Below are 20,099 nucleotides of genomic sequence, written 5' to 3' on the forward strand. Positions count from 1 at the left end.
GCTCGGTGGCGGCTCAGGAATTTGGCTACTCATCAGAGCCCGCCTGACTGCCCACCGGCACGGCGGTCCCGAGCGAGGGGATCGTCATCCAGCGGATCAGCGGCAAGCCGGGGGTCACCCAGAGGGTCTTCAGCTGTCCGGTTTCCGGACCAGGGCTCCTCTTCCACCAGTTGCGGGCTGTCCAGCGGGCTTGCGGGGCGCGTGGGGTCGGAGTAGCTGCTGCCCGGAGCGCCGCCGTCGTAGCCCGCCGTGGTGGTGGCCGGGCCGGGGAGCTGGACGGGCGGAGGCGGGACGGTGCCGCCCGCTGGCGCGTAGGACTCGGTGTACTGATCGCCGTAGGGAGTGCTTGGGTACTCTGTTCCGCCGTACTGTCCTGCGAGGCCGGCGGTGCCAGTCCCGGAGGAACTTTCCGTCGCGCCGGCGGTGAGGCCGCGGGTGAGGCGTCCTGCCAGGACACCGGCACCGGCGGCCAGCAGCAGGAAGGTTCCCGGCTTGTTGCGGGCGAACCGCTGGACCTCGCCGAGCAGATCGCCCGGCTGCTTGTTCTCCAACCAGGACGCTACCGATTCGCTGCGCTGGGCGGCCTGGCGGATCAGGTCGCTGGCCATGCCCTGCTGGTCCGGGGCGTCAGCCATGCTCTGCAGCTGGCTGGAAATAGTGCGGATGCCGTCCGCAGCCTTCTGCTGCTGCGTGCCTGCCTGGCTGGTAAGCCCCGACTTCGCCTGGCTCAAAAGGCCCTGCGCACTGGACTTCGCCTCGGAGGCAACATTCGCGGCCTCTTCCTTGGCGGTCTGCGCCACGTTCTGGGCGGAGCCCTTTGCGGTGCGGGCAACGTCTGCTGCTTCTTCCTTGGCCGCTTCCTTCCGGGACGACCCGGAGGTGTCGCCGGGCTGGCCTTCGCCGTATTGGGGAGTGGCGGCGGAGGGGAAGGTGGTGGCGGTGCGCTCACCCGGGTTTCCCGTAGAGGCCGGGGGAACCGTGTAAGCGGGATCCTCGGGCCATTGGTTCTCTGTCATCTTCGCTCTCTCTTTCCAAGAAGGCCGGTTTTTGATCAAGAACCAGCAATACTGGCCGTAAAATAATAAGCATGATTACTAATAAAAGGTAAGTACCCTTGCTAAACGAGTTATAAACGGTTCCAAATGAGTCAGCCGGAAAGGCGCCTGCCTGCCGGATCACATCGAAGTGGAAAGTGGTGGGTAACGTGGAAACAGCTCCATGGGTTTGGGTGATAGTTGCCATTGTCGCGGTGGTGCTGATTGTGCTGCTGCTGCTCGCGACAGGACGGCGCCGGAAGGCGATACAGCAGAAGCGGGATGACGCGCACCGCGAAAAGGCTGCTGAGATTCGCCGCGACGCCGAGAACCGCGAACTTGATGCCCGCGAGCGCGAGGCCAAGGCGGCCCGTGCGCGCGCGGACGCTGAGCAGGCGCAGGTGGAGGCAGCGCGGCTGCGCCAGCAGGCAGACCAGCAGGCGACGGAGGCCAAGACCCTCCGCGACGACGTGAATGAGCGGACTCGCAAGGCAGATGAACTTGACCCTGACGTCCAGGGGGAGCGTCGCAACTCCGGCGCCGCCCGCCAGGAGGGTGCCGGCAATGCCGCAGACCTTGGACGCGGCTCCGCTGCCCATGATGCTGGCCGTGATGAATCCTGGGATGACGCGGGCCAGAACGACCGCGATCGGGCCGGGCGCCGCAATGACGGTGCCAATCCTGGTGGAGGCAGCCATGTTGATCGGGAAAATCCCCGGTCGGGGATCTAGCCCGCCGACAGGCCGGTTGTCCCTGGTCTAAGAATTTTTTTCCTTGGTTTCAGGACGGGGGAGGGAGCAACTCCTTCCCCCGTTCCCATGCCCGCTATGATTTCCCTGACGGCGTCGATTGAGCTGACGGTCGGCTCCCATCCCAGGACACGGCGGGCCCTGCCGGTGTCCATGACCGGGACGCCGGCCGCCATCTCCACCCATCCGGAATCCGTGGGCTGAAGCCGGAGCCGCCAGGCAAGGCCGACGATCTTATGAAGCAGTCCCATGGGCACCGGGAGAATCCTGCTGGCCCCCAGGGCCCTGCCCAGTTCCCGGGGCGTTAGCACGGGCTCCGCGGCGACATTGAAGGCCCCGGAGGCGCGCTGGTCAAGAACCCGCCAGTACGCTTCCGCCACATCGGCGGCGTGCACGGCCTGGAAAATGAGGTTGTCCGGTGCCGGAAGGAGCGGAATCCGCAGTTTTCCAGGCAAAAGCCGGGGGATGAGCGGTCCCAGGAAGTACCGGCCAATTTCGCTCCCTGCCTCCTGCTGGAAAATGAGGGCGGGCCGGAGCCTGGCCACGGAGATGCCCGGCTCTGCGGCCATGAAGGCGTCCAGGGCCTGCTCCTGTTCCGCCTTGTGCCGGCTGTAGTGGGAACCGGCCATTCCTCCCGCCGGCCAGGACTCATCCGAACGGTGATCCTTGGGTGCCTTGCTGTAGGCACCCACGGACGAGGCGCAGACCACGTGTTTGACTCCGGCGCTTTTCGCCGCCGCAAGCACGTTCCTGGTGCCTGTAACGTTCGTCCGGTACAGCTGCTCCAGATCCCGGTTGGGCTGGATCTGCCAGGCCAGATGAACGACTGAATCCACTTTCGCCAGTGCGGCAGCAAGCAAGGGGCGGTCGCTTTCCAGGCCGACATCCAGGGTGTGCCAGTCAACGCCTCCATAGGGCGCCTGGCTGGTGTCCGGAAGGCGCCTGCTGATCCCCGTCAGCTTCAGGCTTCCGGGCTTTTCCGACAGCTCTGCCTGCAGCCTGCGCAGCAGCGCTGTCCCTGCATTTCCGCTGGCTCCGGTGATGGCGATGTGCATGTCAAGGACTCCTTGGCGTGGACGGTCAGTGCCGGGTACACACAGAGCCTAGTACCGCCATGGATTGTTTTATAAGCAACCTTATGATTTCCTACTTCTAAGTCTTGCCGCAGGCTTTCGGACCCGATCGAGGGAATCAACGACAATGCCCGAATACTTTCCCGCACTTGCCGTGGATACTACGCCTGTCCACCAACAGCAACCAGAAACACCGGGAAAAGGTTCGTCCGGCAGCAGCGCCGGACGGCTTCGCCAGACGTTCGAAAACGATCTGGTCCTCGGCTACCTGGACCTTGCCGAGGCGCTGGCCGCCCGCTTCGAGGCCCGCGGCCGCGAACGCGCCGACCTGAACCAGGTGGCTTACCTCGGTCTGGTTAAGGCTGCCCGCGGTTTTGACCAGTCGAAAGGGGATAGTTTCCCCGCGTATGCCGCCCCGACCATTACCGGTGAGCTGAAGCGGTATCTGCGCGACCGTACCTGGGTGGTCCGCCCGCCCAGGCACATCCAGGACTTACGCACCCGGATGTTCAGGGCCGAGCCGGAGCTGACCCAGTCGCTGGGAAGGAACCCGAGCGTGGAGGAGCTGGCAGGGGCGCTCGACGAGGATCCGGCTGCGGTCCAGGAGGCCATCTCGGCGTCGAGCAGCATGCACCCGGACTCGCTGGACGCGGTCAATTCCCATTCGGACGCGCCGTCCATCGGCGAGGTGCTGGCGTGTCCCGAGACGCCGCTGGAACGCCTGGAGGAGCTTGCCTGCCTGCGTGACGCCATCCAGGACCTGGATGCGCCAGACCGGGAACTCCTGTACCGCCGGTATTTCTGCGAAGAGACCCAGGTTCAGCTGGGAAAACGGCTCGGCATGTCCCAGATGCAGGTCTCGCGCCGGCTTGCCCGGGTCCTGGTGGAACTGCAGCGCCGGCTTGAGAGCAGCGCGCTCCCGGGGGCAGCGGAAGCAGTGGAAGGAACCTCGGCCCAGAGGGCGGGTCTCGCCACGGGCTCCGGAACGTCTATCCGTAGCCTCCATGTGCAGGGCAAAACCGCGGCAGCAGGACAGGGATCCGCCCGCAGGGGCGGTCCCCGGGCACGCGCCCGATAACCCGGCACCGGCCCGGCGGCGGCTACCGGCGAACGCTGTCTTGGTACCGCCGGGAGGAGCACCAGAAGCAGCTGCGGCGCTATCTTGGCTGTTCAGAGCCCCAAGGGAATAACAACCGAGAGGTGAGAAAAGCGTCCGGCCCTGTTTAGGAGCAGTAGCAGTGGGGAACAGGGAGGTTATGGGAAGCTCCGTAACCTCCAAACTCAGGGCTGTCCTGTTCGACCGGGACGGGACCCTGGTAATCGATGTGCCCTACAACGGGGACCCTGATCTTGTCCGCCCGATGCCCGGCGCTAAAGCCGTACTGGACGCCCTGCGCTCCGAGGGCATAGCCATCGGCGTCGTCAGCAACCAGTCCGGAATCGCCCGTGGCATGATCACGGCGGAGGACGTGGCCAGCGTCAATGCCAGGCTGGACGAACTGCTGGGGCCCTTCGATGTCTGGGAGGTGTGCCCGCACTCGGACCAGGACGGCTGTGAGTGCCGCAAGCCGGCGCCGGGCATGGTGCACAGCGCTTGCCGGAAGCTCGGAATAGCGGAATCAGAGGCCGCGCTCATCGGTGACATCGGTGCCGACGTCAGGGCGGCGGAAGCCGCCGGCGCCACCGGAGTCCTGGTTCCCACACCGGTGACCCGGGCCGAGGAAGTGGCGGAGGCCCGCCTTGTTGCTCGGAACCTCGCGGACGCCGTCGTCCTGCTGCGGGAGGCGCCCTGATGGGGCGCGTCCTGGTGGCGCGCCTGGACAGCATGGGCGATGTCCTCCTGGCCGGTCCCGCAGTAAGGGCTGTGGCCAACGGCAGGACCCCGGATGGCAGCAGTCCCAACCACGTAGTGATGCTGTGCGGCAGGCAGGGAGAGGCCGCAGCTGCGGTACTGCCGGGGGTCTCGGAGGTTTACAGCTGGGACAGCCCGTGGATCATGAACCCGGCACCCAAAATGACCGGACCCCATGCCGACAGGCTCATCGACTACGTCCGGAATTCAAGGATCAACGAAGCTGTCATCCTTACGTCCTTCCACCAGTCGCCCCTGCCGCTGGCGCTGCTGCTGCGGCTGGCGGGGGTTGAACGCATCACCGGCGCTTCCACCGATTACGCCGGTTCACTCCTCGATGTGCGCCTCAAGCCGGGGGAAGACTTCCCCGAGGACCAGCCGGAGGCGGAACGTGCCCTGGGCATTGCCGAGGCGGCAGGATTCCGGTTGTCGGCGGGAGACGACGGAAAGCTCCGCCTGGCCTCCGTTCCGGACGTACGGGACCTGGTGGGGCAGGAGCCGTATGTGGTGGTCCACCCCGGCGCTGCAGTTCCCGCCCGTGCCTGGCCGCCGCTGCACCACGCGGCAGCCGTCGAACTCCTCCAAGGTGCCGGCCACCGCGTGGTGGTGACCGGCGGCCCGGGCGAAACTTCACTGACTGCAACGGTGGCAGGCCCTTCCGCCCTGGACCTTGGCGGACGCACGGATCTCCATACCTTGGCGGGGGTGATGGCAGGTGCCGAAGTCGTGGTGACGGGCAACACCGGACCCGCCCACCTTGCCGCCGCCGTCGGCACACCCGTTGCCTGCCTGTTTTCACCTGTGGTGCCGGCCATCCGCTGGGCGCCCTACGGGGTTCCGCTGGAGCTCCTGGGGGACCAGAACGCACCCTGCAGGATGAGCCGGGCCCGTGTTTGCCCGGTTCCGGGCCATCCCTGCCTGGCCTCCGTCTCGCCCGAGGACGTGGTGGCAGCTGTTGAACGGCTGATAGGCGGCGTGAGCTCTTTCAGTACCCATGTCAGCACCCGTAGAAAGGCCCGCAACAGATGAGAATCCTGCTCTGGCATGTCCACGGTTCCTGGACGGACGCCTTTGTCCGCGGCCGTCATGAATACCTCCTTCCCGTCCTGCCGGGGGGTGGGGCCTGGGGACTTGGCCGTGCCGGCAGGGACTGGCCTGCATCAGTGCGGGAGGTGGAGCTGGCAACGCTTGACGCGGACGCCGTTGACGCCGTCGTCCTTCAGCGCCCGGAGGAAATCGAGGAAGTGGAGCGCGTACTGGGCCGCCGGCCCGGCGTTGACCTGCGCGCTGTCTACCTGGAACACAACACCCCCAAGGAGGGCTTTCCCTTCGCCCGGCACCCGCTCGCGGACCAGCAGCGCATCCCCGTCGTTCACGTGACGCATTTCAACAGGCTTGCCTGGGACAACGGCTCGGCCCGCAGCCTGGTCATCGAACATGGCATCCCCGACCCCGGGCAGCTCTACACCGGCGAGCTGCCGGAACTGGGCGTGGTGGTCAACGAACCGATCCGGCGGGGCCGCGTCACGGGCACGGACCTGCTTCCCGACTTCGCATCCGTGGCACCGCTGCAGGTCTTCGGCATGAAGACGGACGGCCTGGCCGCTGCCACGGGGATTGCCCCAACCCGGCTGACCTCGCGGGGCGACCTGAAGACGCAGGAACTGCACCGCGAACTGGCCCGCTGCCGGATCTACGTGCACCCCATGCGCTGGACGTCCCTGGGATTGTCCCTCCTGGAAGCCATGCACCTGGGCATGCCGGTGGTGGCCCTTGCCAGCACCGAAGCGCCGCGGGCGGTGCCGCCGGAAGCCGGCGCCGTCTCCGCCGATATCGATGAGCTGCTTCGCTGCGCGCAGCGGCTGGTGGCCAACCCGGAGGAAGCCAGACGGCGGGGCATCGCCGCCCGTGAGGCGGCACTGGAACGCTACGGCCTGGGCAAGTTCCAGGACCGCTGGGATGAACTCCTGGCGGACCTGGGCAGCGGGCCGGGACGCGGTGGTAACGACGGCCGGGACGAGCGGATCCTTGTCCCGGCGGGAGAGAGGAAGACCCCATGAGAATCTCGATGATTTCCGAACACGCCAGCCCCCTGGCAGCCCTTGGCGGAGTGGATGCCGGCGGGCAGAACGTGCACGTCGCGGCACTGTCGGAAGCGCTCGCCCGGCGCGGCCACCACGTCACCGTCTACACCCGCAGGGACGCAACGGAGCTTCCCGCCAGAGTCCGGGTGGGGCGCCGCTTCGAAGTGGTCCACGTGGACGCAGGACCAGCCACTCACGTTCCCAAGGACGAACTGCTGCCCTTCATGAGGGAGCTCGCTGACGGGGTGGCCAGGGACTGGAGCCATCGGCCGCCGGACGTGGTGCACGGCCACTTCTGGATGTCCGGCTTGGCTGCGCTGGACGCGGCCAGGCGGTCCGACTCCGGATACCGGGTCCCCGTGATCCAGACCTTCCACGCGCTGGGCACGGTCAAGCGGAGGCACCAGGGCGAGGAGGACACCAGCCCCCAGGAACGGCGCTGGCTGGAGCCGGGCGTAGGACGTTCAGCGGACCGGATCATCGCCACCTGTTCAGACGAGGTGTTTGAGCTCAAGGCCATGGGCATCAATACCGGAAAGATTTCCATCGCCCCCTGCGGCGTGGACCTCAGCTTCTTCTCCGCGGACGGCGCGGCAGATGCCAGGAAGCGCCAATTCCGCGTTCTTTCGGTGGGACGGCTGGTCCCGCGCAAGGGAGTGGACCTGGTCATCCGGGCGCTTCCCTTCCTGCGTGAGGCCGGATTTGATGACGTCGAGCTCCTGATCGTGGGCGGCGGCGGGGACTCCGGGGTACTCCATGCCGACCCCGAGGTAAGGCGCCTGATGGACCTCGCCACCGAACTCGGGGTGGCGGACCAGGTCCGACTGCAGGGCCAGGTGTCCCGCGGTGAAATGCCCGGGATCTTCCGCAGCGCCGACGCCGTGGTGTGTGCCCCCTGGTACGAGCCATTCGGAATTGTCCCGCTGGAAGCAATGGCATGCGGTGTGCCCGTGGTGGCTGCCGCCGTCGGCGGTCTCCGTGACACCGTGGTTGACCACGGAACCGGGCTGCACGTGCCGCCCCGCGACCCCGAGGCCATCGCCTCAGCCCTGGCCCTGCTGTTCGGGAACCCCGCCCTGCGGGCGGAGCTGGGCAACGCAGGCAAACTGCGTGCCCAGACCCGGTATTCCTGGGACAGGGTGGCCGCGGAAACTGAAAAGGCCTATCAGCTGGCGGTGGCAGGGGCCCCTGCCGGCGTTGCCCCGATGGAAGGAGCGGCACTGTGACTGCAGAATGGTCCCTTCGTGAAGCCGATTTGCCGGCTCTGGCCACGGCGCCGACGCTGCCCGGAGTCCTGCCCGGTTCCGGCTTTGCGGATCCGGCCAGCGCCGACGTTGTCCAAACCCATCTGGACAACGTGATGCCTGCCCTTGATTCGCTGCGCAGCCAGTCCGGCCTCCTGGCCGCCTGGGGGGTGGAGCTCGCCCAGCGACTGCTCCGGGGGCAGCGCCTGCTTGCCGCCGGCAACGGGGGCTCAGCGGCGGAAGCGCAGCACCTTACCGCTGAGTTGGTGGGCAGGTTCGACGGTGAGCGGGTTCCGTTCTCGGCTATATCGCTGCACGCGGAGTCGTCGGCTGTTACGGCAATCGCCAACGACTACGGCTACGACGACGTCTTTGCCCGCCAGGTGCGCGCCCACGGCCGTTCAGGGGACGTGCTCATGCTGCTGTCCACCAGCGGCAAAAGCCCCAACCTGCTGCGGGCGGCCGGAGCAGCCGCGAAACTGAACATCACCACCTGGGCGCTGACCGGCGTCGGTCCCAATCCTTTGACCGAGGCCTGCGACGAAGCCGTGATGATCGACGCCCTCAGCGCCAACGCGCAGGAGGGGCACCTGATCGCCCTGCATGCCATGTGCCGTGCCTTCGACCTGGAAGTGGGCCGCCGCAGCGCCGTCGACGCGGGATTGCAGAAGCGGGGAGGCCGGGCATGAGGATTGTAGTGGTGGGCGATGTGATGCTGGACGTGGACCTGTCCGGCGAAGCAACCCGGCTCAGCCCCGACGCCCCTGTCCCCGTGGTGGATGTTTCCGGGGTCAAGCGGCGCGCCGGCGGCGCGGGCCTGGTGGCCAGGATGCTGGCCGAGGACGGCTGGCCTGTCACGCTGGTGACTGTCCTGGGCGATGACGACGCCGGCCGGCAATTGGAAGCGCAGCTCGCCGGAGTGCGCCTTGTGTCCGGTCCCAGCGGGCATGCATCCCCGGTCAAGACCCGCGTCAGGGCAGGATCGCATCCCGTGGTCCGCTTCGACCAGGGCTGTGAAAAGGCCCCCGTCCCGGACGTCAGCCCGGCCATGCTGCGCGCTGTCGAGAAGGCGGGCGTGATCATCGTTGCTGACTACGGCAGGGGCCTGGCCGCCAATCCCCAGCTTCGCGACCTTCTGTCCCGACTCGCCAACGAGATTCCGGTCATCTGGGACCCGCACCCTGCCGGGGCTGAACCCGTACCGGGTGTTGCCGTGGTGACGCCGAACCTGGCCGAAGCGGCCAAGGCTGCCCAGGCCGTGGCTGCCTCAACAGCGGCGGGCCAGCCAGCACCGGCACGCCCGGGAGGCGTTCAGGCCCCCGAACCCAAGGCACAGGTCCGCGGGCAGGCTTCAATCTCCAGCATCCAGGGCAGGGACGTCCCCGGCGGGGACAGCCAGGACCAGGCTGCCCACGCTGGCCGGATCCTGCTGGATTTCTGGCAGAGCCAGGCCATCATGGTGACCAAAGGCGAGCAGGGGGCAGTACTGCTGCGCAGGGACGATGCCTCCCCGCACGCTGTTCCGGCGCCGCGTGTGGAAGCAGGTGATCCCTGCGGGGCGGGCGACCGGCTGGCAGCAAGCCTCGCCGTGCACCTCCTTGCCGGCCGCGACCTCGAGGACGCAGCCAGGCTGGCAGTCCATGACGCGGCCGATTTCCTCGCCAGCGGCGGGGTGTCCGCCCTGCCGGACCCGGTTGCCTCCCAGGCGGGCGGCACGAAGCCCGGGGGCCAGGCGGGCGGCAAGCGCCGTACCACCGAGCCATTGCTGCTGGCCCGCGCGGTGCGGGACAGCGGCGGCAAAGTGGTGGCCACGGGCGGGTGCTTCGACCTGCTGCACGCAGGCCATGTCCGGTCCCTCGCGGCGGCCCGCGAACTGGGGGACTGCCTGATCGTCTGCCTGAACTCGGACGACTCGGTGCGCCGGCTCAAGGGCCCGGAGCGCCCCATCATCGGCCAGCAGGACCGGGCCGAACTGCTGTTGGCGATGGAATGCGTGGACGCGGTGATGATCTTCGACGAAGACACCCCGGAGGCTGCCCTGGAACGCCTTCGTCCCGACTTCTGGGTCAAGGGCGGGGACTACAAAGGTGCCCGCCTGCCGGAGGCCGACCTGGTGGAGAAGTGGGGCGGGCGCTGCCTCACCGTCCCGTACCACCCCGCCCGCTCCACCACGGGCCTGGCCGACGCCCTTGCCAAGGTCAGCTGACGGACCGGTGGGCTGACCGCACGCCCACCGCCGCCACAAGAGTTTTTTGTTTTCCCCATCGAAAGGAACACCATGACTGCAGAAGTGAATGTGCCTGCATCCAACAACCCCGGCCGCGTGCTCGTGACGGGAGGTGCCTCCGGACTGGGGGCCGCCGTCGTCGACGCCGTCCTCAAAGCTGGCGGCACTCCGGTGGTGCTTGACCGCGACATCAGCAGCGTTTCCGCCGTGAAGGCGTTCGAAGTGGATGTGGCGGACCGTGCGGCTGTGGAAGCCGCCGTCCGGGAAGCCGCGGAATCGCTGGGCGGGCTTGAAGCCGTGGTGACCGCTGCAGGCATCGACCGCTGCGGCAAGCTCGCCGACGTTGAAGCCGAGGAGTGGGAGAAGGTCATCGGGGTGAACCTCATGGGCACGGTGTCCGTGGTCCGCGCCGCCCTTCCCTACCTCAAGGCAAGCCACGGCCGGGTTGTCACGGTCGCGTCCACGCTCGGCAAGCGCGCCGTGTCCGACGCCACCGCCTACTGCGCCTCCAAGTTCGGGGTGGTGGGCTTCAGCCACGCCCTCGCGGCTGAGACCGGCGGCGAAATCGGTGTCACCACCATGATCCCGGGCGGCATGAAGACGCGCTTCTTCGAAGACCGCACCGAGCAGTACAAGCCCCAGGACGATTCCCGCCTCAATGACCCGGCCAACACCGCGCAGGCCATCCTGTTCGCCCTGTCCCAGCCAAAGGGCTGCGAGGTCCGCGAAATGCTGATCTGCCACGAGGAAGAGGGCTCCTGGCCCTAAAGGCTGACAACCACCAGACCGGAAAACGACGGGAGGAACACCATGCCTACGACTGCCATCGAAACAACCACATCCCCGGAATCCGCCGGGGAGGCTGTAATCACCATCCGGAACCCGCGCAGCGGCGATGTCCTCTGGACTGTGCCCGAGGCCGCACCGGAAGCCGTGGCCCGCTCGCTGGAGGTTGCCCGAGGCGCTGCTGAACAGTGGGCTTCCACCCCACCGGCTGACCGGGGAGCGGCGCTCCGTTCCGCCGCGCGGGCACTTGACGCCGCCGCGCAGGAACTGGCAGAGCTGAACGCCAGTGAAACCGGGCGGCCGGTGGAGGAATCCCTCGCGGGGATTGGCGCCGGAGTTTCCACCCTTGAGCAGTACGCGGAGCTCGGCCCTGTGCACCGCGGCCTCAGCCTGCGCGGCAACCGCCTCGCTTCTGACTACACGGTGGCGGAGCCGCGGGGGGTGGCTGCGCTGCTGACCCCGTGGAATGATCCCGTTGCCGTGGCCTGCGGGCTGATCGGCGCCGCGCTGGTCACCGGAAACACGGTCATCCACAAGCCCAGCGAGCGCTGCCCGCGCCTGGGCGAGGCACTGGGGGAGGTCCTGGCGCCTGCCTTCCCGGCCGGTGTGTTCCAGACCCTTTCGGGCGGAGCCGGAGTGGGCGCGCTCCTTGCCCAGTCCGAGGTGGATGTCATCGCGCATGTGGGCTCCAGTGCCGCCGGCGCCCGGATCGCCAGGGCAGGGGCTTTGACCGGAGCGCACGTCATCCGGGAAAACGGCGGAAACGATCCGCTCCTGGTGGACCGCGACGTCGATCCCGTATGGGCGGCGGAGCAGGCTGCCATCGGCGCCTTCAGCAACAGCGGCCAGGTCTGCGTGGCGGTGGAACGGATCTACGTCCACGAGGCCATCGCCAAGGAGTTCTGCGCTGCCCTGGAAGCAGAGGCGGCGCTCCGCAACGGCAACGGCACGGTGGCGCCGCTCGTGGACCTGCGCATGCGGGATGCGGTGCACGCCCACGTGACCGACGCCCTGAAGCAGGGTGCGCACGCGGTGGAGGGCGGCGCCCTTCCGGACGGGCCGGGCTCCTTTTACCCGGCCACGGTCCTGCTGGGCTGTACTGACCGGATGGACGTTATGACGGAGGAGACGTTCGGCCCGGTTGCCCCGGTGCAGGTAGTGAAATCGTTCGACGACGGCCTGCGGCTGGCGTGCAGCGGCAAGTACGGCCTCGCCGCGACAGTCCTTTCCGGCAACATTGCCCACATCCAGCAGGCGGTGGCAGCCCTTCCGGTGGGAACGGTGAAGATCAACGAGGTGTTCGGCGGGGCCCCTGGCGGTGCCGCCCAGCCCCGCGGTGAAAGCGGGGCCGGCTTCGGTTACGGACCTGAGCTCCTGGACGAGTTCAGCCGGGTGAAAGTGGTGCACATTGCCGCGCCGCCGGCTGCTGCCGAAGAACAGGATCAGGCATGAGCACGTCCCCGGAACCCACCGACCTCTCCACCCAGCGCGCGCTGTCGGAGTGGCTGCCCGGGCGGCTGGCGGCCGAGCAACCCGCCATCCTGGTGCTCGGGGACGTGATGCTGGACGGCTGGTGGAGCGGCACCATCGAGCGGCTCTGCCGTGAGGCGCCCGCCCCGGTGGTGGACGTGCAGACCCGCGAGTCAGTGCCCGGCGGTGCAGCGAATACAGCCATGAATCTGGCCGCCCTGGGAGCCCGCGTGTCTGTTGCCGGCATCATCGGCACGGATGACGCCGGGGTGGACCTGCGGAACCAGCTGGTTGCGGCCGGGATCGACGTCACCTACCTGCTGGACCACCCGGACATGGTGACCACCACCAAGATCCGGATCAGCAGCGGGGGGCAGGTGATGCTCCGCATCGATGATTCGGCCAAGTCGGTGCCGGCCGAAGCGCTGGCGGAACTGGCAGCCTCGGTGCGCGCCGCCGTCGAAAACCGGGACGCAGTGATGGTGTGCGATTACGGCACCGGTGTGCTGGCCGATCCTGTCCGCGCCGGACTGGTGGATGCCCTGGCGGGCATTGACCCGGCGGGGCCGGAAGCGCGTCCGCTGGTGGTGGTCGATTCGCATGACCCCCGCCCCTGGGCGCCGCTGCGGCCGGACCTGGTGACGCCCAACGCCCAGGAGACTGGCCGGATGCTGGACCTGCGCCTTCCTGACGGCCAGGAGCGGGTGGCAGCCGTAGGGGCCCATGTTGAGCAGTTGCTGGAAGCCACCGGGGCCCGTGCCGTGGTGGTTACGCTGGACCGCGACGGAACCGTCCTGCTGACCCCCGACGGCGTCCGGCACCGGACGTGGGCCCGGCCGGCCGCTGAAAAACAGGCATCGGGAGCCGGGGACACCTTCGTCGCTGCGCTGACCCTGGGGCGCGCTGCGGGCCTGCCGCTGACAGCCAGCCTGGACCTGGCACAGTCGGCGGCCGACGTGGTGGTGCACCAACCGGGTACCTCGGTGTGCAGTACGGCCCAGCTGAGCCGCTACCTTAAGGCGTTCGCGGACACCGCCTTGGGGGCTGACGAACTGGAACGGCAGCTGGAGCTGCACCGGTCCCAGGACCAGCGGATCGTGCTGACCAACGGCTGCTTTGATGTGCTGCACAGCGGGCATACCCGTTACCTCAACCAAGCCAAACAGCTGGGCGACGTCCTGGTGGTGGCACTCAACAGCGACGAGTCGGTGCGGCGGCTGAAGGGCACCGGCCGGCCGATCAACGGCGTAGCGGACAGGGCGGCCGTGGTGGCTGCCTTGAGCTGCGTGGATTACGTGACGGTTTTCGACACTCCCACCGCCGCGCCCCTGATCCGCCAGCTCAAGCCCGAGGTGTACGCCAAAGGCGGGGACTACACGCCGGAAATGCTGGCTGAGACCCCGGCCGTGGAGGAGTACGGCGGCCGGGTGGCCATCCTGGACTACGTGGCTGAGCGGTCCACCACGGCTGTGGTGAACAGGATCCGGGAGGGCGAAGGGGCGGTCCCCACCAACTAGTGTTGAACCTTTGAACTGGTTGGACGGACTGGAGCGGGGCACGGGTCATGGCGAAGCGCGGAAAGTCAGGGGGCCGTGCGAGCCGTCCGGCGACGGGTGCGGTGGATGTGTCCAGGGGAGGCAGGCCCGGCGTTCCCGATGAGGGTGTTTACTACATCGACACCGGCGACTGCGAGCTGATTGCGGACCAGGACAACTCCACTGGCTGGCTGCTGAAGATCAACGGTGTGATGAGTTCACACATTGACCTTGCGGACCCGCTGTTCCTCGACTTCGAGTACATGCGCTGGATGGCGGCACTGATCGAGTCCCGCTGGCCGCCGTCGGGCACTCCTTCAGGCGCCGCCACAAGCGCCGGCCACAAGCTGCGCGGCCTGCACCTGGGCGGCGGCGCCTGCTCCATGGCCCGGTACTTCTCGGCCGTCTACCCGGACGCACGTCAGGTGGTGGTGGAACTGGACGGGAAACTGGCCGAGTATGTGCGCGGCTGGTTCGACCTGCCGAAGGCCCCCCTGCTGCGGATCCGCGTGGGGGAGGCCAGGGAAGTGACGGAAACCCTGACGGCCGGGACCCGGGACTTCATCATCCGGGACGTCTTCGCAGGTGCCGTGACCCCGCGTCCGCTGACAACGGCGGAATTCAACCAGCACGTCAAGCGGGTCCTGGCCCCCGGCGGCCTTTACGTGGTCAACTCGGGGGACGCACCGGACCTGAAGAACGCCAGGGAGGACGCCGCCACCATCGCCGCCGCCTTCAGGCACACTGTCATCATCGCCGACCCCGCCATGCTGAAGGGCCGGCGCTACGGAAACATGGTGATGGCCGGCAGTGATACCCCTTTGGGGGAGGACCCGCAGCTGGCCCGGAGGCTGCTGGGCGGCGCTGTTCCCGCCCACCTGTGGGATGACGGGCAGGTCCGCGCCTTCGCAGCCGGAGCGCCTGTCCGCCATGACCCGCCGGTTGAGTCCTAACCCCGGCCCAGCAGTTTTTCCCGGTGCGCTGCCATCTGGTCCCGCAGCGCCTGCACCACCGCAGCAACGGCCGGGCGCCGCAGTGAGTCCGGCCGGAGCACCATCCAGTAGGGGAGCAGTTCGGCAATCTCCCCGGGGAGCAGCCGGACCAGGTCCTGGTGCAGGTCGCCCATGAAGCAGGGCAGGAATCCGATGCCGGCACCGGCGCGGGTCGCCTCCACATGGACGAAGACGTTGGTGGAGGTGAGCGCGTCCCGCATGGCGGGCACCAGCCGCCGGGGCGCATCCAGGTCATCCACCTGCAGCATCGAATCGACGAAGTAGACCAGGGGATGTTCGTTGAGTTCGGCAACGGTGGCGGGGGTTCCGTGCTCGGCAAGATAGGCCCGCGAGGCGTACATCCCCAGCATGTACTCGCCCAGCCGGATCGCCTCGGCCCGGTGCACCTGCGGTTCGCCCACCACTACTTCGATGTCCAGTCCGGAACGCTGCTGCAGCGCCCGCCGGGTCATGGTCACCACCTCGACGCTCAGGCCGGGGTGATCGCGCCGGAGGCGAGCCACGGCCGGGGCGGCGATGTAGGCGCTGAAACCGTCAGTCGCGGTCATCCGGACGACGCCGGTGATCGGGTCGGGTGCCTGCCCGCCGGCTCCCAGCGTTCCCACCACAGCCTCCACCTGCTCGGCCACCTGCACCGCCTGCGCGCCCAGGTCGGTCAGCTCCCATCCGCCGGTGGCGCGCGCCAGCACCCGTCCCCCAAGTGCTCTCTCCAGGGCGGCTATCCGGCGTGAGACAGTGGTGTGGTTAAGGCCCAAGGCCTGGGCCGCCGTCGTGAATTTCGCGGAGCGGGACACGGCGAGGAGCACCAGCAAGTCATCGGGGTTGGCTTTCATATCTGCAATTCTGCACACAACGGGTGCCCGTTTGGTTATTGATGCAGCATGCTTGTGCGGCAATACTCAGGGGGAGTCGGTGCTGTAGATCACAGCACGTGTCGCTGTTGACACTGAGGAGAACCAGTGAGTGTAGAGCAACGCCAGGCGAACGAACCCGCCGGGGCTGCAGCCAAAGGATCGGGACTGAAGAAAATTGTCGCCGCTTCCATGGTGGGGACGGTGGTGGAGTGGTACGAATTCTTCCTCTACGCCACCGCCGCCACCCTGGTGTTCGGCAAGTACTTCTTCCCGGCCACCGGAAATGAGCTGGACGGGATCATCCAGGCGTTCATCACCTACGCTGTCGGGTTCGTGGCGCGCCCCCTCGGCGGCATCGTGTTCGGCCAGATCGGCGATAAGCTGGGCCGCAAGCCAACGCTGCAGCTCACCATCGTCATCGTGGGCGTGGCGACGTTCCTGATGGGATGCCTGCCCGGGTTTGCCGAGATAGGTTACCTGGCCCCCACCCTGCTGGTGGCGCTGCGCTTCATCCAGGGTTTCGCGCTGGGCGGTGAATGGGGCGGCGCTGTCCTGCTGGTGGCCGAGCACAGCCCCAACGCCTCCCGCGGCTTCTGGTCCAGCTGGCCGCAGGCCGCAGTACCTGTCGGCAACCTGCTGGCCACGCTGGTGCTGTTCATCATGTCCTCCGTCCTCAGCAGCGAGGCCTTCCTCGGCTGGGGCTGGCGCGTGGCGTTCTGGCTCTCCGCGGTGATCGTCTTCGTGGGCTACTACATCCGTACGCACGTGAGCGAGGCTCCCATCTTCCTGGAAGCCAAGGCCGGTGGAGAAAGAGAAGGCCGTCAGCTACGGCGTGTTCGAGGTGGTCCGCAAGTACCCCAAGGGCATCCTGCAGGCCATGGGCCTGCGCTTCGCCGAAAACATCATGTACTACCTGGTGGTCAGCTTCGCAATTGTCTACCTCAAGAGTGTGCACAAGTACGACACTTCCTCGCTGCTGCTGGCGCTGTTGATTGCCCATGTCGTCCATTTCCTGGTCATCCCGCAGGTGGGCCGCCTGGTGGATTCGCTGGGCCGCAAGCCCGTCTACCTGATCGGAGCCATCTCCGGAGCAGCCTGGCCGTTCTTTGCCTTCCCGATGTTCGACACCCGCAATCCTGCGATCATTGTGACCGCAGTAACCATCGGCCTGTGCCTGCACGCCTTCATGTACGCCGGGCAACCAGCCATCATGGCCGAGCTGTTCCCCACCCGGATGCGCTATTCCGGCGTCTCCCTCGGCTCGCAGGTGACGTCCATCTTCGCCGGTTCGCTCGCTCCGCTGCTGGCGACGCAGTGGCTCAAGGACACCGGATCCTGGGTGCCCACCGCCATTTACCTGGTGGTTGCCTGCGCCGTCACCTCGGTGGCCGTGCTGAGCCTTCGCGAAACCAAGGGCATCGCCTTGGAGGAAGTGGACAAGGCTGACGCCGCCCGCGAAGGGCTGCTCCCCGCCGATGCCACGCGCTGAGCTGCTTGATCGTTGACCTTTCGCGAGCACAAAGGAGAGAACTGCAATGGAACACAACTTGAACGGGCGCAAGGCCCTGGTGACCGGCGGTGCGAGCGGAATCGGTGCTGCCTGCGTCCGTGAACTGGCAACGCGCGGAGCGAAAGTGGTGGTGGCCGACGTCGACTCAGCCGGAGCCGCTGCGCTCGCCGATGAGGTGGGCGGCACCGCCTGGGCTGTGGATCTGCTGGACGTGGACTCGCTCGCCACCTTGGACCTGGACTGCGACATCCTGGTGAACAACGCCGGGATCCAGCGGATCAGCCCCATCGAGGACTTTGATCCTGCAGAGTTCCGCCGGATCACCACCCTGATGCTGGAGGCGCCGTTCCTGCTGATCAGGGCAGCCCTGCCGCATATGTACAACAACGGGTTCGGCCGCATCATCAACCTCTCCTCGGTGCACGGGATCCGGGCCTCGCCGTTCAAGAGCGCCTATGTTTCGGCGAAGCACGGCCTGGAGGGGCTGAGCAAGGTGACGGCGCTGGAGGGCGGGGATCACGGCGTCACGTCCAACTGCATCAACCCGGGCTATGTGCGGACGGCGCTTGTAGAGAAGCAGTTGGCCGACCAGGCGCAGGTGCACGGCATACCCGAGTCCGAGGTGCTCGCCAAGGTAATGCTGACCGAGTCCGCCATTAAGCGGCTGGTGGAACCTGAGGAGGTGGCGTCCCTGGTTGCCTGGCTGGCCTCGGACATGGCCGGCATGGTGACCGGCGCCAGCTACACCATGGACGGTGGCTGGTCCGCGCGGTAGCCCCATTCCGCCGCCCCTTCACCCTTTGGAGGTTTGGGCAGGTACCACGACTTCGAAGCCCTTGAAATCCTCGTACCTGCCCGGAAACTCCTTGCTCCTGCCACACAATGCTCGACGTAAAGGGTCATCTCCTGAGCTGCGGGGCCAGAAAATCCGTGCGCTGCGGGTCACCGGGACTGCTGTCACGTGGAACACGCACCGGTAGCCGATCACCTACGTCATGTGCTGCTCCGATGTGTCTCACAGCTAATGGTGAACCTTCGCAAGCTTGATGGCGCGGCAGTCTCTCCAGCAGGTACCCGTCGCTGGTTTGCAGTTCACGGATTGATCTCTTGTTGTCTTTATCTAATGTGTTGGGTTATTCTTCGAGCAGTCTCAGAACTGCACCGGGGGGTGATACGCATGGCTAGGTCTCGTTCGCCGTGGCGTGCCCTGCGCCCGGTTTTGCTGGCTGGAGCGGCCACCCTCACCTGGCTGACTTTCTCTTCAACGGCCGCATCAGCCGATACTCTTTCGGAGACCTCGTCACTGCTGGGTGGCGTGACCAGTTCCGTGTCAGCGGTTTCTGAAAAACTGGTGAGCTCTGCTCCCGGGACTCCCTCAACTCCTCCCGGCACGAACTCTGCCGGTTTGCTGCAGCCGGTGGTTGCTACCGTCTCGGACCTAGCAGACAACATCGTCGCTTCCGTGCCGGTTGTGCATCACGTAGTTCCGGCTGGAACCGTCGCGGCCGTAACAGCCCCGGTCGCTCAAATTGCGGACGGAGCTACCTCCGCTGTTGTCGAAGCTGTCGTTCCGCCGGTAACCGAAGCCGTCCCCGTGCTGGAACCTGTCCTGGATCCGGTGACGGACCTGGTAACCGGCGCGAGCCCTTTGCCCGTGCCGGTCCCCAGCCTTCCCGGCCCGGCCAGGGATGAAAGCACACCTACTGCTCCCGATTTCGACCCTGCAGAGCAGGCTACAGCCACAGACACGGGAATCCTGCTGGAAACGGGTCAGTCGGCCGCGTCCAGCGGGTTCTCGACTGGTGGGTCGGCAGTCGAGGATGATCCAGTCCCTTCAGCCACGCCTGCGAGTGGCGTAGACGGTTCGGGGAATTCAGCATTCCCCTGGGCTGGCTCTTTGACTCCTTCATCGATGGGTGACTCACCCGGTTCGATTGATCCTTCTCCCGGCCCAGGATTAGTTCATGGAGCTCCCGGGGTTTCCGGCGCCGGCAGCGGTGCCTCCTCGGCTGCGGGTGCCTCCGGTTCAGCTGCCTGGCTGAATTCCTTTGACTTTTACCTTCCCTTGACCGGCGCTTCCCGCGTTGGTGAATATTCCATGCATGTCCCTGCACCGGTGTCTTTTGACCCCGGTTCGTCTCCTGACTAGTGAGTCGCCTGCTGCCCATTGTCGGCGGCATACGGGTCCTACGGGTAGCTGATCAGCGCCCGAACCTCACCTTATTCAGGAGATATCATCATGAATTCCAACCTTCGCAGGGGGCTGCTTGGCACCCTCTTCGCCGGCGGACTGCTGGCCTTCGGCTGTACCGCGGCCAACGCCACAGACACCACGACCGGACCAGATCTTTCCGCAACCGCCCTCATCGCAGCCACCGCTGACTCCACCTTGCTCAACCAGAACACTGCACCAACCACAACTGATACTGCAGCACTTACCGCCGTAGTGGATGTCGCGCTAGACGCCAAAACGCTGGCCAACACCGACGACGGCAGCACCACTGACCTGGCCGCAGCAGCCCTGGTAGACCTAAATCTGGGAAATGTTGGTGTCACTGACGGGGGCATAGCTAATGCGACTGTCGCCGCCGACGCCGCCCTGAGCCTGGGGAACGTCCCGGGAACCGGTGAAGGCACCACGAGCGGAGTAGCGGGTGTTGTAGACGCA

At 66.9% G+C, this 20,099-nt stretch carries 16 protein-coding genes and 2 pseudogenes; 15 read left to right on the forward strand and 3 right to left on the reverse strand.

All coding sequences use genetic code 11. From position 1 onward, the window contains the following. Positions 1-32: 32 nt before the first annotated feature. Entirely contained in the window at positions 33-1,016 is a 984-nt protein-coding gene (locus FDW84_RS18755) for a hypothetical protein (RefSeq protein ID WP_138610998.1), read from the reverse strand. A gap of 188 nt (positions 1,017-1,204) precedes the next feature. On the opposite strand from FDW84_RS18755, the gene FDW84_RS18760 reads away from it, so the two are divergent. Beyond that, positions 1,205-1,765, forward strand: coding sequence for a hypothetical protein (locus tag FDW84_RS18760; RefSeq protein ID WP_138610999.1), 561 nt, complete (start codon positions 1,205-1,207; stop codon positions 1,763-1,765). On the opposite strand, the gene FDW84_RS18765 is transcribed toward FDW84_RS18760, so the two are convergent. Beyond that, positions 1,762-2,838 carry an NAD-dependent epimerase/dehydratase family protein gene (locus tag FDW84_RS18765; RefSeq protein ID WP_138611000.1) on the reverse strand — a complete coding sequence of 359 codons (1,077 nt, stop codon included), beginning with the start codon at positions 2,836-2,838 and terminating at the stop codon, positions 1,762-1,764. The genes FDW84_RS18760 and FDW84_RS18765 overlap by 4 nt on opposite strands. Before the next feature lie 145 nt (positions 2,839-2,983). Between FDW84_RS18765 and FDW84_RS18770 the strand changes: the two genes are divergently transcribed. From FDW84_RS18770 to FDW84_RS18820, 11 genes are all read left to right on the forward strand, one after another. Next, positions 2,984-3,934 (forward strand): sigma-70 family RNA polymerase sigma factor, encoded by a 951-nt coding sequence (locus tag FDW84_RS18770; RefSeq protein WP_138611001.1) that lies wholly within the window; start codon positions 2,984-2,986, stop codon positions 3,932-3,934. Between the two features lie 178 nt (positions 3,935-4,112). Then, a complete protein-coding gene (locus tag FDW84_RS18775) occupies positions 4,113-4,649 on the forward strand; it encodes a D-glycero-alpha-D-manno-heptose-1,7-bisphosphate 7-phosphatase (RefSeq protein ID WP_138611002.1) in 537 nt (178 codons plus the stop codon). Further along, positions 4,649-5,737: a glycosyltransferase family 9 protein gene (locus tag FDW84_RS18780; RefSeq protein ID WP_138611003.1), complete on the forward strand. Its 1,089-nt coding sequence runs from the start codon at positions 4,649-4,651 to the stop codon at positions 5,735-5,737. The genes FDW84_RS18775 and FDW84_RS18780 overlap by 1 nt, the downstream gene beginning before the upstream one ends. After that, entirely contained in the window at positions 5,734-6,768 is a 1,035-nt protein-coding gene (locus FDW84_RS18785; protein ID WP_138611004.1) for a glycosyltransferase, read from the forward strand. The genes FDW84_RS18780 and FDW84_RS18785 overlap by 4 nt, the downstream gene beginning before the upstream one ends. Beyond that, positions 6,765-8,018: a glycosyltransferase gene (locus tag FDW84_RS18790; protein WP_138611005.1), complete on the forward strand. Its 1,254-nt coding sequence runs from the start codon at positions 6,765-6,767 to the stop codon at positions 8,016-8,018. Before FDW84_RS18785 ends, FDW84_RS18790 begins: the two co-directional genes overlap by 4 nt. After that, complete coding sequence (locus tag FDW84_RS18795) at positions 8,015-8,725, forward strand: D-sedoheptulose-7-phosphate isomerase (RefSeq protein WP_138611006.1); 711 nt, start codon at positions 8,015-8,017, stop codon at positions 8,723-8,725. The genes FDW84_RS18790 and FDW84_RS18795 overlap by 4 nt, the downstream gene beginning before the upstream one ends. Beyond that, positions 8,722-10,242, forward strand: a complete 1,521-nt coding sequence (locus FDW84_RS18800; RefSeq protein WP_138611007.1) for a PfkB family carbohydrate kinase — start codon at positions 8,722-8,724, stop codon at positions 10,240-10,242. Before FDW84_RS18795 ends, FDW84_RS18800 begins: the two co-directional genes overlap by 4 nt. Positions 10,243-10,314: 72 nt before the next feature. Then, entirely contained in the window at positions 10,315-11,031 is a 717-nt protein-coding gene (locus tag FDW84_RS18805) for an SDR family oxidoreductase (protein WP_138611008.1), read from the forward strand. A 42-nt stretch (positions 11,032-11,073) separates the two neighbouring features. Then, positions 11,074-12,501 (forward strand): aldehyde dehydrogenase family protein, encoded by a 1,428-nt coding sequence (locus FDW84_RS18810; protein ID WP_138611009.1) that lies wholly within the window; start codon positions 11,074-11,076, stop codon positions 12,499-12,501. Beyond that, positions 12,498-14,036, forward strand: a complete 1,539-nt coding sequence (gene rfaE2, locus FDW84_RS18815; RefSeq protein ID WP_138611010.1) for a D-glycero-beta-D-manno-heptose 1-phosphate adenylyltransferase — start codon at positions 12,498-12,500, stop codon at positions 14,034-14,036. The genes FDW84_RS18810 and rfaE2 overlap by 4 nt, the downstream gene beginning before the upstream one ends. Positions 14,037-14,083: 47 nt before the next feature. Next, on the forward strand, positions 14,084-15,007 hold the full coding sequence (locus FDW84_RS18820; protein WP_138611011.1) for a spermidine synthase: 924 nt from the start codon (positions 14,084-14,086) through the stop codon (positions 15,005-15,007). Here the strand turns inward: FDW84_RS18820 and FDW84_RS18825 are convergent. Beyond that, positions 15,004-15,900, reverse strand: a complete 897-nt coding sequence (locus tag FDW84_RS18825) for a LysR family transcriptional regulator (RefSeq protein WP_138611012.1) — start codon at positions 15,898-15,900, stop codon at positions 15,004-15,006. The genes FDW84_RS18820 and FDW84_RS18825 overlap by 4 nt on opposite strands. Positions 15,901-16,026: 126 nt before the next feature. Here FDW84_RS18825 and FDW84_RS18830 point away from each other — a divergent pair. From FDW84_RS18830 to FDW84_RS19525, 3 genes and pseudogenes are all read left to right on the forward strand, one after another. Continuing rightward, a pseudogene (locus FDW84_RS18830) lies at positions 16,027-17,410 on the forward strand (MFS transporter). A 46-nt stretch (positions 17,411-17,456) separates the two neighbouring features. Beyond that, complete coding sequence (locus FDW84_RS18835; RefSeq protein ID WP_138611013.1) at positions 17,457-18,206, forward strand: 3-hydroxybutyrate dehydrogenase; 750 nt, start codon at positions 17,457-17,459, stop codon at positions 18,204-18,206. A 1,464-nt stretch (positions 18,207-19,670) separates the two neighbouring features. Further along, a pseudogene (locus FDW84_RS19525) lies at positions 19,671-20,099 on the forward strand (hypothetical protein); the annotation flags it as partial.

Source organism: Pseudarthrobacter sp. NamE5 (assembly GCF_005796225.1).
Classification (GTDB): domain Bacteria; phylum Actinomycetota; class Actinomycetes; order Actinomycetales; family Micrococcaceae; genus Arthrobacter.